This is a genomic window from Shinella yambaruensis, from assembly GCF_022899355.1.
Taxonomy (GTDB): Bacteria; Pseudomonadota; Alphaproteobacteria; order Rhizobiales; family Rhizobiaceae; genus Shinella; species Shinella yambaruensis.
The window spans coordinates 325,523-348,247 of the sequence record NZ_JALJCK010000001.1 but is presented as its reverse complement, the minus strand read 5'-3'; the positions used below and the strand labels follow the sequence as shown (position 1 = coordinate 348,247).

General features: G+C 65.6%; 20 protein-coding genes and 1 tRNA gene. 11 read left to right on the top strand and 10 right to left on the bottom strand.

Annotated elements, in window-relative coordinates; translation table 11 throughout:
* Positions 1–61: 61 nt before the first annotated feature.
* The gene (locus MUU56_RS01705; protein ID WP_244765611.1) at positions 62–931 is read right to left on the bottom strand and encodes an ATP-binding protein; all 870 of its coding nucleotides are present in this window, start codon (positions 929–931) and stop codon (positions 62–64) included.
* 183 nt (positions 932–1,114) lie between these two features.
* On the opposite strand from MUU56_RS01705, the gene yajC reads away from it, so the two are divergent.
* The 5 genes from yajC to MUU56_RS01680 all read left to right on the top strand — a co-directional run bounded on the left by yajC (position 1,115) and on the right by MUU56_RS01680 (position 6,040).
* The gene (yajC, locus tag MUU56_RS01700) at positions 1,115–1,450 is read left to right on the top strand and encodes a preprotein translocase subunit YajC (RefSeq protein ID WP_244765610.1); all 336 of its coding nucleotides are present in this window, start codon (positions 1,115–1,117) and stop codon (positions 1,448–1,450) included.
* An 88-nt stretch (positions 1,451–1,538) separates the two neighbouring features.
* A complete protein-coding gene (gene secD / locus MUU56_RS01695) occupies positions 1,539–4,046 on the top strand; it encodes a protein translocase subunit SecD (RefSeq protein WP_244765609.1) in 2,508 nt (835 codons plus the stop codon).
* A complete protein-coding gene (locus tag MUU56_RS01690) occupies positions 4,039–4,425 on the top strand; it encodes an Mth938-like domain-containing protein (RefSeq protein WP_244765608.1) in 387 nt (128 codons plus the stop codon). The genes secD and MUU56_RS01690 overlap by 8 nt, the downstream gene beginning before the upstream one ends.
* Before the next feature lie 8 nt (positions 4,426–4,433).
* Positions 4,434–5,288, top strand: coding sequence for a phytoene/squalene synthase family protein (locus tag MUU56_RS01685; protein ID WP_244765607.1), 855 nt, complete (start codon positions 4,434–4,436; stop codon positions 5,286–5,288).
* 299 nt (positions 5,289–5,587) lie between these two features.
* Positions 5,588–6,040, top strand: a complete 453-nt coding sequence (locus MUU56_RS01680; RefSeq protein ID WP_244765606.1) for a hypothetical protein — start codon at positions 5,588–5,590, stop codon at positions 6,038–6,040.
* Positions 6,041–6,243: 203 nt separating this feature from the next.
* Here MUU56_RS01680 and trmFO read toward each other — a convergent pair whose 3' ends face one another.
* From trmFO to MUU56_RS01665, 3 genes are all read right to left on the bottom strand, one after another.
* Positions 6,244–7,653, bottom strand: a complete 1,410-nt coding sequence (gene trmFO, locus MUU56_RS01675) for a methylenetetrahydrofolate--tRNA-(uracil(54)-C(5))-methyltransferase (FADH(2)-oxidizing) TrmFO (protein ID WP_244765605.1) — start codon at positions 7,651–7,653, stop codon at positions 6,244–6,246.
* A 143-nt stretch (positions 7,654–7,796) separates the two neighbouring features.
* A complete protein-coding gene (locus tag MUU56_RS01670) occupies positions 7,797–7,940 on the bottom strand; it encodes a DUF1127 domain-containing protein (protein WP_023511883.1) in 144 nt (47 codons plus the stop codon).
* A gap of 342 nt (positions 7,941–8,282) precedes the next feature.
* Positions 8,283–8,426: a DUF1127 domain-containing protein gene (locus MUU56_RS01665; RefSeq protein ID WP_024270460.1), complete on the bottom strand. Its 144-nt coding sequence runs from the start codon at positions 8,424–8,426 to the stop codon at positions 8,283–8,285.
* Positions 8,427–9,526: 1,100 nt separating this feature from the next.
* Between MUU56_RS01665 and MUU56_RS01660 the strand changes: the two genes are divergently transcribed.
* The 4 genes from MUU56_RS01660 to tig all read left to right on the top strand — a co-directional run bounded on the left by MUU56_RS01660 (position 9,527) and on the right by tig (position 13,090).
* Positions 9,527–10,630, top strand: coding sequence for a DUF2157 domain-containing protein (locus MUU56_RS01660; protein ID WP_244765604.1), 1,104 nt, complete (start codon positions 9,527–9,529; stop codon positions 10,628–10,630).
* Positions 10,631–10,632: 2 nt separating this feature from the next.
* A complete protein-coding gene (locus MUU56_RS01655) occupies positions 10,633–11,223 on the top strand; it encodes a GDYXXLXY domain-containing protein (RefSeq protein WP_244765603.1) in 591 nt (196 codons plus the stop codon).
* Between the two features lie 124 nt (positions 11,224–11,347).
* Positions 11,348–11,432, top strand: a tRNA-Leu gene (locus MUU56_RS01650).
* A 179-nt stretch (positions 11,433–11,611) separates the two neighbouring features.
* A complete protein-coding gene (tig, locus tag MUU56_RS01645; protein ID WP_244765602.1) occupies positions 11,612–13,090 on the top strand; it encodes a trigger factor in 1,479 nt (492 codons plus the stop codon).
* A gap of 951 nt (positions 13,091–14,041) precedes the next feature.
* Here tig and MUU56_RS01640 read toward each other — a convergent pair.
* The 6 genes from MUU56_RS01640 to MUU56_RS01615 all read right to left on the bottom strand — a co-directional run bounded on the left by MUU56_RS01640 (position 14,042) and on the right by MUU56_RS01615 (position 20,809).
* Entirely contained in the window at positions 14,042–14,845 is an 804-nt protein-coding gene (locus tag MUU56_RS01640) for an endonuclease/exonuclease/phosphatase family protein (protein ID WP_244765601.1), read from the bottom strand.
* 90 nt (positions 14,846–14,935) lie between these two features.
* The gene (gene sthA, locus MUU56_RS01635; RefSeq protein ID WP_244765600.1) at positions 14,936–16,342 is read right to left on the bottom strand and encodes a Si-specific NAD(P)(+) transhydrogenase; all 1,407 of its coding nucleotides are present in this window, start codon (positions 16,340–16,342) and stop codon (positions 14,936–14,938) included.
* Between the two features lie 181 nt (positions 16,343–16,523).
* Positions 16,524–17,354 (bottom strand): RadC family protein, encoded by an 831-nt coding sequence (radC, locus tag MUU56_RS01630; RefSeq protein WP_244765599.1) that lies wholly within the window; start codon positions 17,352–17,354, stop codon positions 16,524–16,526.
* 8 nt (positions 17,355–17,362) lie between these two features.
* Entirely contained in the window at positions 17,363–18,190 is an 828-nt protein-coding gene (gene map / locus MUU56_RS01625) for a type I methionyl aminopeptidase (RefSeq protein ID WP_244765598.1), read from the bottom strand.
* A gap of 30 nt (positions 18,191–18,220) precedes the next feature.
* Positions 18,221–18,940 carry a DNA/RNA nuclease SfsA gene (sfsA, locus tag MUU56_RS01620; RefSeq protein WP_244765597.1) on the bottom strand — a complete coding sequence of 240 codons (720 nt, stop codon included), beginning with the start codon at positions 18,938–18,940 and terminating at the stop codon, positions 18,221–18,223.
* A 12-nt stretch (positions 18,941–18,952) separates the two neighbouring features.
* Complete coding sequence (locus MUU56_RS01615) at positions 18,953–20,809, bottom strand: PHA/PHB synthase family protein (protein WP_244765596.1); 1,857 nt, start codon at positions 20,807–20,809, stop codon at positions 18,953–18,955.
* A 125-nt stretch (positions 20,810–20,934) separates the two neighbouring features.
* Between MUU56_RS01615 and MUU56_RS01610 the strand changes: the two genes are divergently transcribed.
* On the top strand, positions 20,935–21,279 hold the full coding sequence (locus tag MUU56_RS01610; RefSeq protein WP_244765595.1) for an SHOCT domain-containing protein: 345 nt from the start codon (positions 20,935–20,937) through the stop codon (positions 21,277–21,279).
* 174 nt (positions 21,280–21,453) lie between these two features.
* The gene (locus MUU56_RS01605) at positions 21,454–22,674 is read left to right on the top strand and encodes an LL-diaminopimelate aminotransferase (protein ID WP_064329964.1); all 1,221 of its coding nucleotides are present in this window, start codon (positions 21,454–21,456) and stop codon (positions 22,672–22,674) included.
* Positions 22,675–22,725 lie beyond the last annotated feature (51 nt).

Here is a 22,725-nt window from a genome sequence, read left to right as displayed (position 1 = left end):
ATGACGACAGAGGGTGGGGCGAGGTTACCCTCAAGAGGAAGGTCGGCCCGACCGGCCCCTCTCATTTCATCAGCGGCTTGCCGAGGCGCCCGGCCAGATCCTGCACATATTGCCAGGCGACGCGGCCGGAGCGGGAGCCGCGGGTCGTCGCCCATTCCAGCGCCTCGGCGTGCAGCTGCTCTGCCGGGATGTCGAGGCCGAAATGCCGGGCGTAGCCGTCGATCATCTCGAGATATTCGGCCTGGCTGCATTTGTAGAAGCCGAGCCAGAGGCCGAAACGGTCGGAAAGCGAGACCTTCTCCTCTACCGCCTCCGACGGGTTGATCGCCGTCGACTGCTCGTTCTCCATCATGTCGCGCGGCAGGAGGTGCCGGCGGTTGGAGGTGGCGTAGAGCAGCACATTGTCCGGCCGGCCCTCCACGCCCCCGTCGAGCGCCGCCTTCAACGACTTGTAGGACGTGTCGTCATGGTCGAAGGACAGGTCGTCGCAGAAGATGATGACCGGGCAGGGCGCTTCCTTGAGGATGTCCATCAGCGCCGGCAGCGTGGCGATGTCCTCGCGGTGCACTTCCACCAGCTTCAGCCCGCTGCCCGTCTCCTTCGCGGCCAGCGCATGGACGGATTTGACCAGCGACGACTTGCCCATGCCGCGCGCGCCCCAGAGCAGCACGTTGTTCGCCGGCAGTCCGCGGGCGAAACGCACCGTGTTGTCGACGAGGATGTCGCGCACATGGTCGACGCCGCGGATCAGCTCGATCTCGATGCGGTTCGGCCGCCTGACCGGCTGCAGGTGCTGGCGGGCCGGCGACCAGACGAAGACCTCGGCGGCGTTCCAGTCGTTGACGGCGGGGGCGGGGCCGGCGAGGCGTTCCAGCGCGGCGTTGATGCGGCCGATTTCGGCGAGCAAGAGCTTGACGTGATCTTCCTGCAATTTCTCTCTCCTCATGCGTCCCTGCCGGGTAGCATGCGGCGGCGGGTCGCGAAAAGGGGGAAAGCGCTTGAAAACAGGCCGCTTCGCAAGGTCGTGTGTTGCATTCAATGCCCGCTTGCCTATATTCCGGCAACCGAAACGGCCCCTCTGGCCGCCCGAATTCACGATTTCAAGGAGTAGTTGATGTTCATTACCGAGGCCTTCGCGCAGACGGCGGCACCCGGCGGGGCAGGCGGCGCAGACATTCTCATGTCGGTCCTGCCGTTTCTGCTGATCTTCGTGGTGATGTATTTCCTCATCATCCGCCCGCAGCGCGCCGCCATGAAGCGTCGCGATGAGCTTCTGAAGAACATCCGCCGCGGCGACCAGGTCGTCACCGGCGGCGGCATCGTCGGCAAGGTCACCAAGGTCGTCGACGACAACGAACTCGAAGTCGAGATCGCCGAAGGCATGAAGGTGCGCGTCGTGCGCAGCGGCGTCAGCGAAGTCCGCGTCAAGGGCGAACCCGTCAAGGAATGACTTGGCCTGCCGCCTGGCCGGGCAATGACCCGGCCGGACGGCCCGACTGGTTTTCAGCCGGCGGCGCGCCGGATTAGTCGAGATCGCGATGCAGCAATCCGCCCGCTGGAAGACCTTTTCTCTCTGGCTCGTCCTTGCGGCGAGCCTTCTTGTCCTTCTGCCGAGCCTTTTGCCGGCGCGCATGACCGTCGGCCTGCCCGGCTGGGTGGCGGGCCATCGCCTCGTCCCCGGCCTCGACCTGACAGGCGGCTCCCGCCTCGTGCTGAAGGTCTCGCGCAGTGACATCGCGGCCGAGCGCCTGCGCGCGGCCGTCGAGACCATCGGGAGCACCCTGCGCGCCGCGCGCATTGCCCACAGCGACCTCAACGGGGCAGAAGACACGATCGACGTCACGGTAACGGCGACCGACCGCCTCGATGCCGCCCGTACGGCGCTCGCCGGCCTTGGCCTTGGCGCGCTCAGCGAGCCGGAAAGCGGCAAGTTCCGCATCGTGCTTGCCGCCGATGCCGTCGACAGCGCCGCAAGCGCGGCCTCGCTCGGGGCCGTCGATGCGGTGCGCCGCCGCGTCGAGAGCCTCGACATTCCCGAGCTCGTCGTCGCGCGCGGCGAGCGTGATCGCATCGTCGTCTCCATGCCGGGCCTGACCGATCCGCAGCGCGTCAAGGACATGCTGGCGACGGTCGGCAGGCTTTCCGCCCGGCTCGTCGACGACAGCGTGCCGCTCGACACGGCGATCGAGGACGGCGTGCCGGCGGGCTCCGAGGTGCTCTACTCCACCGGCGAGCCGCCGGTCGGTTATGTCGTGCGGCAGGACGATCTCTTCACCGCCGTCGATGTCGCCTCGGCGGAGCCCGCGCCCAACGACGAGCCCTTCATCGAATTCGTGCTGAAGGCCGGCGCTGCCGAAAAGCTCGCCGCCTTCACGCGGGAGAACAGCGGGCGCACCATCGCCATCCTGCTCGACGAGCAGGTGATCTCGACCTCGCGCATCCAGGGCGCCATCACCGATGGCGTCGGCCGCCTTTCCGGCGATTTCGACGCGGAAGGGGCGGCGAACCTCGCGCGCATCATCGCGAGCGGCCCGCTGCCGGCCCCGCTCACCATCATCGAGGAGCGCTCGATCGAGCCGGCGCTCGGCACGACCTCGGCCACGACGGTGGTCGTCGCGCTTGCGGTCGCCATCGTTGCCGTCGTCGCCTTCATGACCTTCTTCTACGGCGTGCTCGGCGTCATCGCCTCCTTGTCGCTGGCCTTCGCCATGGTCCTCTCCTTCGCGGTGCTGGCGCTTGTCGGCGCGCCGGTCTCGCTGTCGATGATCGCCGGCATGGTGCTGACCGTCGGCATCGCGGTCGATGCCAGCGTGCTGATCTTCGAACGCATCCGCGAGGAGGTGAAGGGCGGACGGGAGCTCTCCCGGTCGGTCCTGGTCGGCTTCCGTCGTGCCCGTGCCACGGTGCTCGATGCCTCCGTCACCATGTTCATCGCCATCGCGGTCCTCTTCCTGCTTTCGGCAGCTCCGGTGCGCGCCTTCGCGCTTGCCGTCGGCATCGGCCTTTTCGCGACGCTCGTCACCACCTTCACGCTGACGCGCCGCCTTGTTACCGTCTGGCTCAACCGCAGCCACGCGACGCACCTGCCGAAGGGCGTGCGCACCGGCCTCTTCGACCGGCTCAACCTGCGCTTCATGGCGGTGCGCAACGGGGTCTTCCTCCTGACCGCGGTGCTGTCGCTCGCCATTGCCGGCCTGCTTGTCGCCGGCAAGCTCAGGCTCGGCATCGATTTCACCGGCGGCGCGGCGCTGGAGGTTCAGGCCAAGGCCGGCAATGCCGATCTCGACGACATCACCGCCCGCCTGAACGATGCCGGCGTGGACGTGCTGACCGTCACGAAACAGCGAGACGCGCGCCATGCGCTGGTGCGGCTGACATCGGCGGGCGAGGGCGAGAACGCGGAGCAGACCTCCGTGCTGGTCGCCCGCGGCGAGCTGGAGGACGACTACGACTTCCGCCGCGTCGAGGTGGTCGGCCCGGCGATTTCCGGCGAGCTGATCGATACGGCGACGCTCGGCTTCGTCGTCGGCCTGCTTGCGCTCATCGCCTATATCTGGGTCCGCTTCGAATGGCATTTCGCCATCGGCGCGATCATCGCGCTGGCGCATGACGTGTTCTTCACGCTCGGTTTCCTGGCGCTCGCCAAGATCGAGTTCAACGTCACCGCGGTCGCCGCGCTGCTGACGATCGCCGGCTATTCGCTGAACGACACGATGGTCGTCTACGACCGTATCCGCGAGAACCTTCGGCATTTCAAGCAGATGCCGCTGCCGATCCTGATCGACGACGCGATCAACCGCACGCTGTCGCGCACCGTCCTGACGTCCGCGACCACGCTGATCGCGCTTGCCGCGCTCGCGCTCTTCGGCGGCGAGGCGATCGGCACCTTCGCGCTGACGCTGCTCTTCGGAGTGGCGATCGGCACCATATCCTCTATCTACATTGCCGGGCCGATCCTCATCCTGTTCCGCCTGCAGCCGGAGCGCTACCGCCCGGGCAAGGGCGGCAAGGGACCGGCCACGGAGGCGACGGGAGCCAATGGCTAAGGGCATCGAAATCCGGGAGGCGCATTTCCCCGGGCGGGCGCCGATCGACGCATATGGCAATGGCGGCTTCCGCTTCGCCGACATGTCGCATCGCGGCTCCATCCTCTGCCTGCCGTCCGGCATCCACGGCTGGGACAAGCAGGAGGGCACGCCGCTGACGCTGTCCGACCTCCAGCGCGTGCTGGACGAGGCGGGTGAGATCGAGGTGCTGCTCGTCGGCACCGGCAAGGAGATCCGCCCGCTTTCGGCCGAGATCAAGGCGGCGTTGACGGAGCGCAAGGTCCGCTCCGACCCGATGAGCACCGGCGCTGCCGTGCGCACGTTCAATGTCATGCTGGCCGAGAGCCGGGCCGTCGCCGCCGCGCTGATCGCCGTGTGACATCAGACATGACCGATCTGCGGCAAGACCATTACGCGCATTGTCTGGCAATGCTCCGCGACACCGATCGCGACCGCTATCTCGCCTGCCTGCTGGCCCCGGCGGAAAAGCGCGGGGCGCTTGCCGCGCTCTACGCCTTCAATGCCGAGATCGCCCGCGTGCGCGACGTGGTGCGCGAGGCGCTGCCCGGCGAGATCCGCCTGCAATGGTGGCGCGACGTGCTCGACGGCACGGCCGAGGGCGACGCCATGGCCAACCCGCTCGCCGCCGGCCTGATGGCCTGTGTGGAGGAATACCGGCTGCCGGTCGCCGTGCTGACGGACATGACCGAGGCGCGCATCTTCGATGTCTACAACGACCCGATGGAGAGCCGTGCGGCATTCGAGGGCTATGCCGGCGAAACCGCCTCGGCGCTGATCCAGCTCGCAAGCCTCATCCTCGATCCGGCAGGGGCGCCTGCATCGGCCGAGGCCGCGGGGCATGCCGGCGTGGCGCAGACCGTCGCGGGCACGTTGCTGATGCTGCCGATCCACCGGCGGCGCGGCCAGGTCTACCTGCCGGCCGATCTTCTCGCCGCCACGGGCCTGACGCCGGAGGGCCTGCTTGCCGGCGACGACATCGCCGCGGCCGCGCGGGCGGTGGATGCCTTTATCGGCCTCGGCCGGGAACATCTCGCCAAGGCCAGGGCCGCCGGCGGCATTTCACCGGCCAATCGCCCGGCCTTTTTGCCGGTCGCCCTCGTTTCGCCTATACTGGATGCAGTGGAGAAGGCCGGCGCGGCGGCACTGGAGCGTTCTCTCCAGCCCGCCCAGTGGCGGCGACAGTGGTGGATGTGGCGGGCGCTGCGCCGCGGCCCGTTCTAGAGCATTTCCGGTGAACTCCGGTTCACCGGAAATACCCCAGATTCTTGTTTTACCGCATTATCCGACGCCAAAGCGACTTCGCTTCGGCTGGAAATGCTCCAGGATCCGTCCCCCTCAGGATAGGTGTTCTGTTGGAGTACGGACCCTAAGGCGCCCGGCCGGCTTCCCGTTTCTTCGCATGTCGCGTAAAATCGCCGCGCATGTCCGCGCGACGTGCCTTGGCACCTGACAAGACGCAAAACTGGCGCAAGCCTTGTCCGCTACAGCGGCAGGATGTTTTTCGTGGAGGAATCGCGCCGATGCTCTGGACCGTCACCATCGCCTGCCTGCTCTTGGCCGGCCTCGTCTTCCGTCAGGTGTTTCGCCGGGAGGATGCGCAGGAGATGGCCGGCGAGGATGCCGGGCTCGCGATCCTGGAATTCGGCCGGGCCTTTCCCGAGGAGGCGATCCGCGAGGTCATCGCCACGACGGACGGCCGCACGGTGTTCCTGCGCCTGCATGACGGCAAGGCCGGCTGCATGCATGCCCACGGCCACCACTATTCCTGCCACCGGATCGAACCCGGCACCGTGCGCGTCGAAAGCGCCGGCCCGAAGCGCCTCGCCGTGAAGTTCGCCAATGCCGCCTTCGAGGGCGGCGTCTTCGAGTTCCGCGACGAGCGGGAGGCCGCGGAGGTCTCGCTCTGGCTGCTCGGCAGCTTCATGCCGGCGGTGGTCGGTCTTGGCCCGGAGGCCGCAGGCCGGCAAATCTAAAAAGGCGGGCCAATCGCCCATGGCTCGACATTGCCTCCTTTTCCTTCTCCTCTGCGAAGAGAAGGTGGCCCGAGGGTCGGATAAGGGGGGCGTGTCCGTCTTGCGCCTGCAGCCCCTCGTAGAGAAGGACAAGAGGCGCGCTCCCGGCCTTATACGGGTGTCGTGCATTTTGAGGGTGCGGCTGTGGGCCGGGCTGCCCGAGGTCAGCGGCCGAGCCAGCGGGCGCAGTCTTCGAGCGCCCTTGCGGCCGTCGCCTGCTTCTTGGCGAGGGCCTTGTCCTTGCCGCGGAACCGCTTCATGCCTTCCGGCTTCGTCACCGTGCCCGGCTCCAGCGGCGGGAACAGGCCGAAATTGATGTTCATCGGCTGGAAGGAGCGTTTGCCCGGCTCGTCGTCGGAGACGATGTGGCCGCCGGTGATGTGGCCGAGCAGCGAACCGAAGGCCGTGGTTTCCGGCGGCAGCGACGGCGTTTCGCCGCGCCGTTCGGCCACCGCGAAGCGGCCGGCGAGCAGGCCGATGCTGGCGCTCTCCACATAGCCCTCGCAGCCGGTGATCTGGCCGGCAAAGCGCAGGCCCGGGCGGCCCTTCAGCGTCAGCGAGCGGTCGAGCAGCGTCGGCGAGTTGATGTAGGTGTTGCGGTGAAGGCCGCCGAGGCGGGCGAACTCGGCGTTCTGGAGGCCGGGGATCAGGCGGAAGATTTCTGCCTGCGCGCCGTATTTCAGCTTCGTCTGGAAGCCGACCATGTTGTAGAGCGTGCCGAGCGCATTGTCCTGCCGCAGCTGCACGACAGCATAGGGCTTGACCGTCGGGTTGTGCGCATTGGTAAGGCCCATCGGCTTCATCGGCCCGTGGCGCAGCGTCTCGCGGCCGCGCTCCGCCATCACCTCGATCGGCAGGCAGCCGTCGAAATAGGGCGTGCCTTCCCATTCCTTGAAGCCCGTCGTGTCGCCGGCGATGAGGGCGTCGACGAAGGCGTTGTACTGCGCCTCGTCCATCGGGCAGTTGATGTAGTCCTTGCCCGTGCCGCCGGGGCCGACCTTGTCGTAGCGCGACTGGAACCAGCAGATGTCCATGTCGACGCTGGCCGTGTGCACGATCGGCGCGATGGCATCGAAGAAGGCGAGCGAATCGGCGCCGGTGCGTTCCTGGATCGCCGCGGCGAGCGAGGGGGCGGTGAGCGGCCCGGTGGCGATGATCGCCTGGTCCCAGTCCTCCGGCGGCAGGCCGGTGACTTCCTCGCGCGTGATGGTGATCAGCGGGTGGCTTTCGAGTGCGGCGGTGACGGCGGCGGAAAAGCCGTCGCGGTCGACGGCGAGCGCGCCGCCGGCCGGCACCTGGCTGGCATCGGCCGCGCGCATGATCAGCGAGCCGGCGAGCCGCATTTCGGCGTGCAGCACGCCGACGGCATTGCTGGTCGCATCGTCCGAGCGGAAGGAATTGGAACAGACGAGCTCGGCAAGGCCGTCCGTCTTGTGGGCATCCGTGCCGCGCACGCCGCGCATTTCATGCAGGATGACGGGGACGCCGTTCTCGGCGATCTGCCAGGCGGCTTCCGAGCCGGCAAGGCCGCCGCCGATGACGTGGATGGGAGCGAGGGAGGAGGTCTGTGTCATGGGCGGTTCGTTACCATGCCCGCGGGCCGACTTCCACGGCGGAGATTCAAAAGCCCGAATCAAAAACGGCACCGAATGGTGCCGTTTGAAGCGTTCCTCGCGCGTCGCCGTTTCCGGCCGCAGCGGCGGAAACCGGCTATGTCTTAGCGGAAGGAACGGGCTGCGATGTCGCGGATGTCGTAACGGGTCAGGCCGATGTCGGACAGCGTGTGGTTCGACAGGTTGCCGAGTTCGTTCATCGTGCGGCGGTAGGAAATCCAGTTCTTTGCAATGCGGATCGGGTTCATGGTCATCTCCTCGAAGTGTTGGCCGGGAGGTCTGTCTCGCCGGTGTGTGAGCTCTATATAGGCGATCCCCTTGTTAATGTGCAGTGCAAAGAAAATGCAGCTGCTATGCATTTGTGCAATAAGACGACCATCAATCGGGCAGATGGATCGCCTGCAGGCAAAATGGGCAGAAAATGCCGCCATTCCAGGCAGATAGGAAAAATGCGTGCCGGGGAAGGGCGGCCCTGCATGTCGCGCATGGAAAATTGCGACATTGTGCGGCGCAAAAAGACGCGCAAACGAAAACGCCCTCCGGCGGGAGCCGGAGGGCGTTCGAAACGGGACCGTTAAAGGTCGTTCGGCTTAGTTGGCGGCCTTGCGGGCGATATACGGGATATCGCTGCGGCCGATGCCGAGGTCACGGAGTTCCCGGTCCGACATGCGGCCGAGTTCGTTGACGGTCTGACGGTACTTGCGCCAGTTGTTGAAAGAGCGTGCCAGGTTCATGTTCTTACCCCTTTCTTGGGCTTCCTGCTGGGCGGCCGCTCGTCCTTGGCGCCGCCCCGATCTGATGATTGGAATATACGCTGCGCCGCCGAAAAGAACAGCGCTGTTACAGCACGGCACCTATGCGTTTTGAGCATGTCAAGCAGAAATTTTGACAAAATTCAGGCCAAATTCCGGGCGTTCGGCCATAAAGGTTAAGGTCGCTATGCAACATTGCTTGGGTGCGACGCAAAAAACAACGCCCGCCGGGGGAGGAGGTCCGGCGGGCGTTGCTGATATCGATTGGCAGCCTGGGAGGAGGGAGGGCCGCCAATCCTGTCGGGGACGTTGGGAGGAGGAGATCGTCGCCCGACCGATAAGAACCATATAGGTCGCCAAAGCCGTGCGCGGTAGAGCGCGATCGGAATGGCACCTATGCGCAGGGTGCATGTATTCCGCGCTGTGCGGGACGGGGTTGCCCAGGTGTTGGGCGAAACGGTGGGCTTGTCTGGCGATCGGGCCGCTTTGGCGCGGCCTGCCATGCGTTTGCGCAAATAATAACGCCCGCTGGGGGAGGAGATCCAGCGGGCGTCACTAAAGTTGATTGGCAACTGGGAGGAGGAGTGTTGCCAATCGTATCGAAACGACGCTGGGAGGAGGAGTGCGTCGTTCCGAATTCCATGTCGTTCCCCGCTTGCGGGGCCCGGGTCTTTCGGCATCATGCCGGGCGGTTCGACCCGTCCGCCTTCCCGTTCCTCTGTCGCCCTACACTACGCGGCGCCTTGATTTGCGGGCCGGATCGCTTCTGATCCGATGTCTGTACTATAGCCCTGGCCGTCGATTTTGTGCAGTGCAATATGAGCATGGATGATATGCGCCATCTGCATGTCCGAAATCACCGGGCCAATCGGCCTGTGAAGGCCAGCTTTATCCAATCTTTCTTTATTTCCCGTTAATCTTGGTGGTCGGAGGCCGGTCTTCAAGGGCGAGAAGCGCGAATAAATGCCCTTTTGGCGGATTTTTGCTCCGATTGCGAATTTCCGGCCGATCTGTATCGTTCCTGTTGACAAAGCCGGAATCGGCGTGAACCACCGGTGTTTTTCCGAACGGAGCGGGAACGGATGTACAGGGGCAGGCTGGAGCGCGACCTCAAACACTGGACGGCACAGGGCCTGCTCGATGCCCCGACGGCCGGTCGCCTGCTGCAGGAATACGATTCCCGGCCCAGTTCCTTCAGCCTCGGGCGGGTGCTGATGATCATCGCGGCCCTTCTCGTCTCCGCCGCGGTTCTGCTGCTCGTTGCGGCCAACTGGGAAGCGATCCCGCGGCTCGTGCGGCTCGTCGGCATCGTCGGCCTGATCTGGGGCGCCTATCTTGGCGGCGCGGTGCTGGTCGGCCGCGGCGCGGAGCGGCTGGCGGCCGCCTTCCTCGTCTTCGGCACGCTCGCCTTCGGCGGCGCGATCGCGCTTGTCGGGCAGATGTATCATCTCTCCGGCGACACGTTCCAGGCGATGCTCGTCTGGTTCGCCGGCGCGGTCGCCGCCGCCGCGCTCTTCCGCTCTGGCGCCGTCACGGCCATTGCCGGTGTCCTCGCCTTCGTCGTCTCCGGTGCGGACTGGACGCAATCCTACAATGTCGACGAGACGGTGCTGCTCTGGCTGATGCCGCTGATGGCGGCCGTCATCATTCTTCTGGTGCGCTATACCGGCGCGGCACGGGTGCGGCATCTCGCCTATCTGCTGCTCGTCGCCTGGCTCGCCTTTATCTATAGCGAATACGAGACGCCCGAGACCGCCATCGCGATCGCGGGGTTCGGCGCCGTCGCCTATCTCCTTGCCGCCGTGCCGCAATCGCCGCTCCATGCGCTCGCCCGCAGCGCCGGCGCGGCACCGGCCTTCTATTCCTACCTGGTGCTGGTGGTCGGCCTTCTCGTGCTGCATGCCGAATTCGACGACATCGCGAACCGGCTGTTGCTCGGCATCGTCACGCTCGTCGCCGCCATTGCCGGCATCGCGCTGTCCGGCAAGGAGAACGGCGCGGTGCGTTACCTCGGTTATGCGACCTTCGCCGCCGAGACGCTTTATCTCGCCTCCGAGACGATCGGCTCGATCATCGGCACGTCCGGCTTCTTCCTGGTGTCCGGACTGGTCGTGGCGCTGGTCGCCTGGGCGGTGATCGTGCTGGAGCGGCGGTTTTCCAAGGCTGAAACCAGAGCGGAGGCCTGACCATGACGACATCCCGCTTTCTCCGCGTGCCCCCGCTCGTCGCCGGCATCCTCGCGGCCGCGCTGCAGACCGCCGTGCTTGGCTACATGGTCGAAAGCCGCGCCTCGATCCTGCGCAGCGGCGCCGACATCAAGCTGAAGACGCAGCCGGTCGATCCGCGTGATCTGCTGCGCGGCGACTACGTCATCCTCTCCTACCCGATCTCGACCATCCCGAAGGCGATCGTCACCGGCGAGGTGCCGAAGGCGAGCGGCCGCGTGCGCCTTGCCGTGCGGCTGACGCCGGGCGCGGACGGCCTGTGGACGGCGAGCGAGGCGCGCTTCGGCGACCTTGCGCCGGAGGCAGGCAGCGTCATCCTGCGCACGCTGCCCTTCGACTACTATTCCGCCGGCGACGGCGGCCTGCCGGATGCCCTCTTCGTCAACTACGGTATCGAGCGCTACTACGTGCCGGAGGGCGAGGGCAGGGTGCTGGAGGATGCCCGCAACCAGGAGGAGCTGGAGGTGGAGGCGCGCGTCTCGAAGGACGGCACGCCGCAGATCGCCCGGCTGGTCCTTCGGGGGGAGCCCGTCTACGACGAACCGCTCTATTGAGCGCGGTGCCCGAAACCCCGCATTTTTCCTTTGATCCGCCCAAAACGGGTGATATAGAGACGCCGCGCTCGGAAGGCGCCACGGTGCGCGGCTACGCTGCTCGTGGCAAAGCGGTTTCTGAGACGCGGGTATGGTGAAATTGGTAGACACGCCAGATTTAGGTTCTGGTGCCGCAAGGCGTGGGAGTTCAAGTCTCTCTACCCGCACCAGAGCCACCGAACGCCGAAACAGAAGGTTTCGGCGGGTTGTGGATATATGAGAGCGCCATTTTGCTTGCCAAAAGGCCACGAAATTCAGTAAAGCCACTGCCGGCAAATGGACCGGCGGGGTGTTCGCCATAACCGGCAGGCCGGTTTGAGCACCGCCAACTCGAAATGAAGGTTTGAACATGCAGGTTATCGAAACGCTCGCTGAAGGGCTGAAGCGCGAAATCAAGGTCGTCATCCCGGCCAAGGACATGGAAGCTCAGATGAACGAGCGTCTTGAAGACGCCAAGGGCCGTGTCCGCATCAACGGCTTCCGTCCGGGCAAGGTGCCCTTCGCCCATCTCAAGAAGATGTACGGCAAGTCCATCATGGCCGAACTCGTCAACGAGATCGTCCGCGACCGTCCGTCGGCCATCCTTTCCGAGCGCGGCGAAAAGTCCGCGACGCAGCCGGAAATCGCGATGACCGAGGACCAGGCCGAGGCCGAGAAGATCCTCGCCGGCCAGGCCGATTTCGAGTTCACGCTCTCCTATGAAGTGATCCCGGCCATCGACCTCAAGGACAATTCCGGCATCGCCGTCACGCGCGAAGTCGTCGAAGTCGACGCTGCCGAAGTCGACGAGCAGATCCTCAAGATCGCCGAAAGCGCCCGTTCCTACGAGACGAAGAAGGGCAAGGCCGCCGACGGCGACCGCGTCACCATCGACTATCTCGGCAAGGTCGACGGCGAGCCCTTCGACGGCGGCAAGGACGAGGACGCGGAGCTGGTTCTCGGCTCCAACCGCTTCATCCCGGGCTTCGAAGAGCAGCTCGTCGGCCTGAAGGCCGGCGACGAGAAGGTCATCACCGTGACCTTCCCGGCCGACTATCCGGCCGCCAACCTTGCCGGCAAGGAAGCGACCTTCGACATCAACGTCAAGGACGTCGCCGCCCCGGCCGATGTCGAGATCAACGACGAGCTTGCCAAGAAGCTCGGCCTCGAATCGGCCGACAAGCTGCGCGAGATCGTCCGCGGCCAGATCGAGAGCCAGTACGGCTCGGTCACCCGCCAGAAGGTCAAGCGCCAGATCCTCGACCAGCTCGACGAGATGTACAAGTTCGACACGCCGGAGCGCCTGGTCGACGCCGAATTCGAAAACATCTGGCGCCAGATCAACACGGACCTCCAGCAGTCCGGCAAGACCTTCGCTGACGAGGACACGACGGAAGAAGCTGCGCGCGAAGAATATCGCAAGCTTGCCGAGCGCCGCGTCCGCCTCGGCCTCGTTCTCTCGGAAATCGGCGAGAAGGCCGGCGTCCAGGTGAGCGACGAGGAAATGCAGCAGTCGCTCTACCAGCAGCTCCGCCAGTTCCCGGGCCAGGAAAAGCAGATCCTCGAATACTTCCAGAAGACCCCGGGCGCCGCCGCTTCGCTCCGCGCGCCGATCTTCGAAGAGAAGGTCGTCGACCACCTGCTCGGCGAGATCAAGGTGACGGACAAGACCGTCTCCAAGGACGAGCTGATGGCGGACGACGAGGCCGAAGGTTCCGAGAAGGAAGCCAAGAAGGCCGCGCCGAAGAAGAAGGCTGCCGCCAAGGCCGAAGCTGCCGAAGGCGAAGACGCCGCTCCGAAGAAGAAGGCCCCGGCCAAGAAGAAGGCCGCCGAAGGCGACGCCGAATAATCGGTCCGACCGGATATCATGTAAAGAGGCCGTCCTTCGGGGCGGCCTTTTTGTTTGCGCGGCAAGGGCCGCGTTCCTGCTGTTTTCGCACCGTCATCCACGCGGCGGTTTCCGCCCGTGGGTTTTCAAAGAGCATCGGACGGGGCGCTGGAAGCCGCCGGGTCAGAAATATGTATATGACGCCTTTCAGCGCCCCGTTCGGCGGTTTTTGCCCGCGACCTGGGCCTCTCTGCAAAGGCCGGGCCGGGCGGACGTTTCCCGTCGGTTTCCGGGATGACGCCGTTTTCCGTTTTTGCATCCGTCATCGCGCGCCTTGGCGATGGCGGACGGAAAGGCAAGCCTTTCCGGACGGGCTTCATCCCGGCGGACGATGCCGACGCATCCGCCAGACCGGCCCCCTTGTGTGCCGCACAGGCACGCCCGGCGCGCCGTTCGGGGCGTGAAGCGGAAGGCTCGGTCCAACGCCCGCCGCTTCCCCCGTGTCGCCGGAGGGAGACCATTTTCCGCAGGCCCGGTGCATGGGGTTCTGCGTCTTCCCCCCACGCCCCGCGCCGACCCCGCCTCGCCGCGACGCCTCGCGGTGTATCCGCGGCGGGATGGGGAGATTGTAGGCATGGATGGAGGGGGCGGGGAAAATGTGCGGTGGGAACGGGGATGAGGAATAGCTGCGGCGTGGGGCCTGGATCCTCGGGTCAAGCCCGAGGATGACGCAAGACGAGAGGTTTGGAGGTATCGGCGAAGGGGCCGCGTGCCGCGCCCATTGGAGGGGCTTGCGCCGCTTCCTCCTCGCCGCCATCCCCGGATGATGCCGGAAAATGATGCAAGAAGAGGAAACTCGTCGGAAAATGCGGGGGGCGGCATGCCGTGCCGCTTGAAGAGCAGGTGGCGTTTCCTCCCCTCCGTCATCCTCGGGCTTGACCCGAGGATCCAACGCACCGTGCTTGGCGGGTTTTATCCGACGCTGAGCAGCAATGCCCGGTGATCCGACACTTCCGGCGCCTCCACGACGGTGAAATCCGCAACGCGTACCGTCGCGTTCACCAGCATGTAGTCGGCATAGCGGCCGGGCTTCGTGTAGAGCGAGGTCCGCGTGTCGGTGAAGCCGCGGGTGATGACGAGGTCGGTGAGGCCGAACCGCGCGAGTGTCTTGAACGTCTTGCTCTCGGGCAGCACGTTGAAATCACCGCAGAGGACGAGGCCTTCGTCCTGGCGGTGCAGGCGCGCGATGAGGGCGACGAGGGCCTCGGCCTGCGCCGCGCGCTCCGGCGTGTCGCCCTTGCCGTCGACGGTTCGAAGGCCGTGAAGCTGTGCGACGGTGAGCGCGCGGTCCGCGGCATAGTCGTAGAGGCGGAAGGCGTGGGCGTTGCGGGGGCGGGGGTGGGGGCCGAAACCGTGCGGGGAGAACGCGCCGTGCACGAAATCGAGCGCCTGGCCGATCACGGCGATATCCTGGCGGATGAAGGTGGCAAGGCCGAACTCCTGCCAGCAGGGACGATCGCCGTCCGCCAGCTCGCCGCGCATGGCCGGCGCGAAGAAGCCGTCATGGCCGGGCAGGGCCGTCGCGATGTCCCGGTAGAGATCGGCGCGCTGCTGGAGTTCCACCGCGCCGTCGCGATAGGTCAGCCATGCCGACCGCGCGGCGATGGCGCGGGGCACCTCCTGCAGGCAATAGACATCGGCATCGACGGCCCTGAGATAGTCGATGAGCGGCGCGTGCAGCATGCCGCCCCAGACGTTCAGCGACAGGATCCTCATGCGTGCCGTTCCTTCTGCCCGTTCTTCCGCCGCTGCAGGCGCAAAACCGCTTCGCATATCTGCCGGAGCGGCCTTGGCCGGCGAAGCGGATCACTTCGCCTGCGACAGGTCGCCCATGCGGTTCCAGGCGTCGAGGCCGGCGATCTTGTAGGCTTCGGCGAGCGTCGGGTAGTTGAAGGTGTTCTCGACGAAATATTCGACGGTGCCCTTCAGGTTGAGCACCGCCTGGCCGATATGGACGAGCTCCGTCGCGCCTTCGCCGACGATGTGCACGCCGAGCAGGCGCCGCGTCTTCAGCGAGAAGATCATCTTCAGCAGGCCGGAATTGAGGCCCATGATGTGGCCGCGCGAGGTCTCCCGGAAACGCGCCATGCCGCATTCATAGGGGATGCCGCGCTCCTTCACCTCTTCCTCGGTGAGGCCGCAGGTGGAGATTTCCGGCACGGCGTAGATGCCGTAGGGGAAATATTTCGGCGGTTCCTTGGCGATGGCGCCGACGGCGACACGGGCGGCGATGCGCCCCTGTTCCATCGAGGTCGAGGCAAGGCTCGGGAAGCCGACGACGTCGCCGGCGGCGTAGATATGCGGCACGTCGGTCTGGAAGGTCTCCGGGTTGACGCTGAGGCGGCCGCGCGAATCGGCCGTCAGGCCCGCTGCGGCGAGGTTCAGGCTGTCCGTCGCGCCGACGCGGCCGGCGGCATAGAGCACCATGTCGCAGGTGACGTGGCGGCCGTTGTCCAGCGTGATCTCGCATTTGCCGTTTTCCAGCTTTTCCACCTTGTCGGCCTTCTGGCCGAGGATGAGCTTCATGTTGCGGTCACGCAGATCGTGGATGAACTCCTCGACGATCTCCCTGTCGATGAAATCGAGGATCGTCGGCTTCGGGTCGATGACGGTGACCTGCGTGTCGAGCGCGGAGAAGATCGTGGCATATTCGATGCCGATGACGCCGGCGCCGATGACGGCCATGGAGCGCGGCAGCTCCTTGATGTCAAGGAGCTCGTCGCTGTCGAGAACGCTGACGCCGTCGAAAGGGATGCTCTCCGGGCGGTACGGCTTGGTGCCGACGGCCAGCATGATGCTCTTGGCCTGGACGTGAACGGTCTCGCCGTCGTCCTTGACGATCTCCATCGTCTCCGGCGTGACGAACTTCGCCTTGCCGCGCATGTGCTGCACGCGGTTGCGGGCGAACTGGTGCTCCAGCACCTCCACCTCGTGGTCGAGCGTGATGAGCAGGCGGCGGCGCAGGTCGTCGGCGCTGATCTCCTGCTTGACGCGGTAGGCGCGGCCGTAGAAGCCGCGCTCGCGCCAGCCGGAAAGGTTCAGCGCCGTCTCGCGCAGCGTCTTCGAGGGGATCGTGCCGGTGTGCACCGAGACGCCGCCGACGCGTTTTCCCTGCTCGATGACGAGGACTTTGCGGCCGAGCTTTGCCGCCTGGATGGCGCCGCGGCGGCCTGCGGGGCCACTGCCCACGACGACGAGATCATATTCCTGCATGTGAGATGGCCCCAGCCTTTTGCGGGAAGAATCATATTGCGATGCAGCAATTGTCTTCGCCGTGCAAATTTTCGTCAACCGAATGTGGCAGCAAACCGTTTCAATCGGATGAAGGAACGCACCCGATTTCGTTGTTTTGTAACGCGATTCGGCGGTTTCCCGCGGGGCGCCGCCCTTCCTTTCAGATCAGTCTCAGCCCCTTGAGGCTGGCATGCCCGTCCTTGCCGATGATGATGTGGTCATGCACCGTGATACCAAGCGGCCGGGCGGTCTCCACGATCGTCTTCGTCATATCGATGTCCGCCCGCGACGGCGTCGGGTCGCCGGACGGGTGATTATGGACGAGGATGATCGCGGTGGCCGAGAGCTCCAGCGCGCGGCGCACCACCTCGCGCGGATAGACCGGCGTGTGATCCACCGTGCCGTGGCCCTGCACCTCGTCGGCGATCAGCGTGTTGCGCTTGTCGAGGAAGAGGATGCGGAACTGCTCGCGCGGCTCGTGCGCCATGGCGGCGTGGCAATACTGGATGACCGAGGACCAGGAGGCGAGCACGGTCTTGTTGCGGATCTCGCTCTTCAGCGTGCGCTGGGCGACGGCCGAGACGAGCTTCAGGTCCAGCGCCACCGCCTCGCCGATGCCCTTCACCTCCTGCAGCAGGGCGGGCGTCGCGCCGAAGACGCCGGCCAGCGTGCCGAAGCGATCGAGCAGGGCTTTCGCGACCGGCTTCGTGTCGCGCCGGGGGATGAGGCGGAAGAGGAGGAGCTCGAGGATCTCGTAATCGGCGAGCGCCCCGTCGCCGCTGTCGCGGAAGCGCAGGCGAAGCCGCTCGCGGTGGCCGTGATAGTGCTTGTCTTCCGCTGCCGGAAGGGCCTTGGCGGGCGTTGCGCGGGCGGGGTGCTCGAAGAAATGGCCCCGCTCGTCGAGCGTGTCGAAGAGGTCGTCGGCGGTCGGCGGGTCGTTTCCCGTATCAAGGGGGGAGGTCGTGTCCGTTCGTCCGCGCGATCCCGTCATGGGCGGCCTTAAGCGGAAAGGCCGGGGCGGTCGAGGCCGCCGGGCGAAAGCGTGAAGATCTCGCAGCCATCCGCCGTCACGCCCACCGTGTGCTCGTACTGGGCGGAGAGCGAGCGGTCGCGCGTCACCGCCGTCCAGCCGTCGGAGAGCACCTTCACATGCGGCCGGCCGAGATTGATCATCGGCTCGATGGTGAAGATCATGCCCTCCTTCATTTCCGGCCCCTCGTTGGCGCGGCCGTAATGCAGGATGTTCGGCGCGTCGTGGAAGAGGCGGCCGACGCCGTGGCCGCAGAAATCGCGCACCACCGAGCAGCGCTCGGCCTCGGCATAGGCCTGGATCGCCTCGCCGATGGCGCCGGTGCGCGCGCCGGGCCTGACGGCGGCGATGCCGCGCATCAGGCATTCGTGGGTGACTTCGAGCAGGCGCTCGGCGGCGCGCTTGATCTCGCCGACGGGATACATGCGGCTCGAATCGCCGTGCCAGCCGTCGAGGATGAAGGTGACGTCGATATTGACGACGTCGCCCTCGCGCAGCGGCTTGTCGTTGGGGATGCCGTGACAGACGACGTGGTTGATCGAGGTGCAACTCGACTTGGTGTAGCCGCGGTAGTTCAGCGTCGCGGGCAGGGCGCCGTGGTCCATGCCGAACTCGAAGACGAAGCGGTCGATGACGTCGGTGGCAACGCCCGGCTTGACCAGCGGGTAGAGTTCGTCGAGGCAGCGCGCTGTGAGCTGGCAGGCCTTGCGCATGCCGGCAAAGGCCTCGGCGTCGTAAAGGCGGATCACGCCCGTGTTCTTCAGCGGCGCGGAGGTCGCGTCGATATAGGTCACCATGGTCGAACTTTCGCTAGTCTGTCCGCATGTTCATAGATCAGCCAGACCGGGTTCGTCCATGGCGATCGACGCCACGGGCCGGATTTGCTGGGATGTAACGGCGCATTTGACCGCATAGGCCTCGACGCCGCGCGAAAGCGCCCGGCGGAAGCCGGCCGCATAGGCGGGATCGAGATCGGCGCAGATGCGGAACCGCGAACAATCCTCCCGCTGGACGAGATAGAGCATGACCGCGCGGAAACCGGCCTCGGCCATGTCGCCGAGCTCCTCGAGGTGCTTTGCGCCGCGTGCCGTCACCGTGTCGGGAAATTCCGCAAGGCCGGCGGCGCGGCGGAAATGCACGTTCTTCACCTCGACATAGGCGGGGGGCCGGTCAGGCCCGGACAGGAGGATGTCGATGCGCGAATTGCGGCCGTATTTCCTCTCCCGCTCGACGACGGGATAGGTGCCGAGATCGGCGACCAGGCCGGCGCGGATCGCCTCCTCCGCCAGCCGGTTCGGCAGGCCCGTATTGATGCCGACGACGGTGTCGTCCGCCTCCACCAGTTCGAGGCGATGGCGGTGCTTGCGCGTCGGGCTGTCGCTCTGCGACATCCAGATGCGCGAGCCGGGCGCCGTCAGGCCGCGCATCGAGCCGGTATTGGGGCAGGAGCCGGTGATCGCCGATCCGTCGTCGAGGATGGCGTCGAACAGGAAGCGCTTGTAGCGCTGCACGAGGGTGCCGGAAACGAGCGGCGGATCGAACTTCATGGGCGTCGGCGGTCAGGCGCGCACGCGCACGTAGGAGCCGGGGGCCTCCTCGATCGAGTTCATCGTGCCGCCGGTCTTGCGCGCCGGCACCATGCGGTCGTCCTGCGCCTTGATCCAGTCGTGCCAGTGCGGCCACCAGGAGCCGGGCGTTTCCTTCGCCTTTTCCACCCAGTCCTCGAATTCGCCCTTCACCGGCCCGCCGGTCCAGTACTGGTACTTCATCTTGTCCGGCGGATTGACGACGCCGGCGATGTGGCCGGAGCCGGCCATCACATAGGTCACCTTGCCGCCGAAGAACTTGCTGCCGACGAAGACCGATTTCGCCGGCGCGATGTGGTCCTCCCTGGTGGCGAGGTTGTAGATCGGGATCTTGACGTCCTTCAGCGACAGCGTCTTGCCGGCAAGCGTCATCTCGCCCTTGGCGAGGGTGTTGTTGAGATAACAATTCCTCAGGTAAAACGAGTGGTTGGCGGCGGGCATTCGCGTGGAATCCGAATTCCAGTAGAGCAGGTCGAAGGGCATGGGATCCTGGCCCTTCAGGTAGTTGTTGACGAAGTAGGGCCAGATCAGCTCGGAGGCGCGCAGCATGTTGAAGGCGGTCGCCATCTTCGAGCCGTCGAGATAGCCGGTCGCCTTCATGCCGCGCTCGATGAGGTCGATCTGCTCCTCGTCGGCGAAGACCTTCAGGTCGCCGGCATGGGTGAAGTCGACCTGCGTGGTGAAGAGCGTCGCCGTGCGGATGCGCTTGTCGCCCTCCTGGCCGTGCAGGGCGAGGGTGGCCGCAAGCAGCGTGCCGCCGACGCAATAGCCGATGGCGTTCACCTCGTCCTCGCCGGTCGCCTGGCTGATCGTGTCGAGCGCGAAGCCGACGCCTTCGCGGGCGTAGGCTTCCCAGTCCTTGTCCGCATGCCGCTCGTCCGGGTTCACCCAGGAGATGACGAACACCGTGTGGCCCTGGTCCACCGCCCACTTGATGAAGGATTTCGCCGGGTTGAGGTCGAGGATGTAGAACTTGTTGATCCAGGGCGGGCAGATGAGCAGCGGGCGCTTCAGCACCTTTTCCGTCGTCGCGTCGTACTGGATGACCTGGCAGACATCGCTCTGCGCCAGCACCTTGCCCGGCGTCAGCGCCATGTTCTCGCCGATGGCGAACTTGCTCGTGTCGGTCTGGCGCAGCTTCAGGTCGCCGCGGCCGGCGGCGATGTCCTCGGCCAGCATCTTCATGCCGCGCACCAGGTTCGCGCCGTTGGAAGCCACCGTCTCGCGGTAGAGCTGCGGATTGGTGGTGATGAAGTTCGTCGGCGAGATCGCGCTGGCGATCTGCTTCACATAGAAGCCCGCCTTGTGGCGCGTGTGCTCGTCGAGCCCTTCGGCATCGGTGACGAGCTTCTCCGCCCAGTCGGAGGTGACGAAATAGGCCTGGCGCAGGAAATCGAAGAAGGGGTTCTTCACCCAGTCCTCGTCGGCAAAGCGCTTGTCCTTGCTATGCGGATCGGGCGCGGCGTCCTGCGCCTCGCCGGAAAGGCGCCCCAGCGTGCGCGACCAGATGTTGAAATAGCTGCCGAGCAGCAGCGTCTGCGCCTCCAGCGTGCGGCGCGGGTCCGTCAGCCAGTATTCGGAGACTTTGGAGAGGGTTTTCACCATGTCGACCATCGGCTCGGAAACCGTGTCGACCTTCTCGCCGCTTTCGCGCGGGGCAAGCCAGGCGGAGGCGGCCTTGCCGAGCTGTTCGATGGTGCGCGCGAAGTTGACCGTCAGCGCCTCGGGATCCTTGACGATGTAGGGCTCGATCGTCGCGGGGTCGAAGGGCTGGAAACCGGGTTTGTTTCCGGCCGCATCGCGTTCATTCGCCTTGCGTTCGTCGGCCATGGTTCCCTCCCGATTTTATTGTTACTTTTGTATTTTTACATTCTCTACGAAACAGATTACAAGGGCCTGACAGCCGCACAAGGCAATATCGGGAACCGGTCGTTTCGACAGGAGCATACAGCCACATGGCGTTCGAAATCAGGCGCTTGCGCGCCGCTCTTCTCATGGCCGCCGCCGCGGCGGCGCTCGCCTCCTGCGCCTCGAGCGAGACGACATCGACCGCGACGGCGAATGCCGGCGCGAACCGGGCCGACGTCTATCCCGACATCACGGCGATCGTCAGCGCCGAGACGCAGCAGATGAGCGACGAGGAGGCGGCCGGCTACAGCGCGCGCCTGACGGCGCTCTCCAACAGTCGCCGCTCGGGCGCGATTTCGGAGGCCGAATACCGCCGCCAGCTCGCCGAATTGCAGGCGCTGCGCGACGGTCATGGCAAGGCGGCGCTTTCGCAAATCGAGAAGACGAATTAGCGCTTGCGTTTCTTGCCGTTTGGCAGCAAAGCGGATGACGGCCAATTGGCCGTCGGCCGGGCGGAGCGCCTTCATTTCGAACGCTTTCGTCCGTATCCGATTTCTTGATTCGCACGGAGTTTTGCGCCGTCCGGCAAGGCCGCCGGAGGGGCTTCGTGCCTAACGGGGTTGAAGATGGAAGAGTTTCACAAGGTCCGGCGTCTGCCGCCGTATGTTTTCGAACAGGTCAACCGTTTGAAAGCAAGCGCGCGAGCGGGTGGCGCCGACATCATCGACCTTGGCATGGGCAACCCCGACCTGCCGACCCCCAAGGCGATCGTCGACAAGCTCTGCGAGGTGGTCCAGGACCCGCGCACGCACCGCTATTCCTCGTCCAAGGGCATTCCGGGCCTGCGCCGCGCCCAGGCCGCCTATTACGCCCGCCGCTTCGGCGTGAAGCTGAACCCGGAGACGCAGGTCGTCGCGACCCTCGGCTCCAAGGAGGGCTTCGCCAACATGGCGCAGGCGATCACCGCGCCGGGCGACGTCATCCTGTGCCCGAACCCGACCTATCCGATCCACGCCTTCGGCTTCCTGATGGCCGGCGGCGTGATCCGCTCCATGTCGGTCGAGCCGGACGAGAGCTTCTTCCCGCCTCTGGAAAGGGCCGTGCGCCACTCGATCCCCAAGCCGCTGGCGCTGATCATCAACTATCCGTCGAACCCGACGGCGCATGTCGCCTCGCTCGATTTCTACAAGGACGTCATCGCGTTTGCGAAGAAGCACGACATCATCGTGCTTTCCGACCTTGCCTATTCTGAAATCTACTTCGACGACAACGCGCCGCCACCCTCCGTTCTGGAAGTGCCCGGCGCCATCGACATCGCGGTGGAGTTCACCTCCATGTCGAAGACCTTCTCCATGCCCGGCTGGCGCATGGGCTTTGCCGTCGGCAACGAGCGGCTGATCGCCGCGCTGACCCGCGTCAAGTCCTATCTCGACTACGGCGCCTTCACGCCGATCCAGGTGGCCGCGACCCATGCGCTGAACGGCGACGGCTCCGACATCGCGGAAGTGCGCAACGTCTACAAGCGCCGCCGCGACGTGATGGTCGACACCTTCGGCAAGGCCGGCTTCGAGGTGCCGCCGCCGGCCGCCACCATGTTCGCCTGGGCGAAGATCCCGGAAAAGTTCCGTCATCTCGGCTCGCTGGAATTCTCCAAGCTGCTCGTCGAGAAGGCGGATGTCGCCGTGGCGCCGGGCGTCGGTTTCGGCGAGCAGGGCGACGATTATGTCCGCCTCGCGCTGGTCGAGAACGAGCACCGCATCCGCCAGGCGGCGCGCAACATCAAGAAGTTCCTCTCCACGGCGGACGAGACGATGCACAACGTCATCTCGCTGAACGCCCATCGCTGAAAAATCCGCCCTCCGCGTCTCTGCGGAGGGCTTTCTTCCAAAACGTTAGGA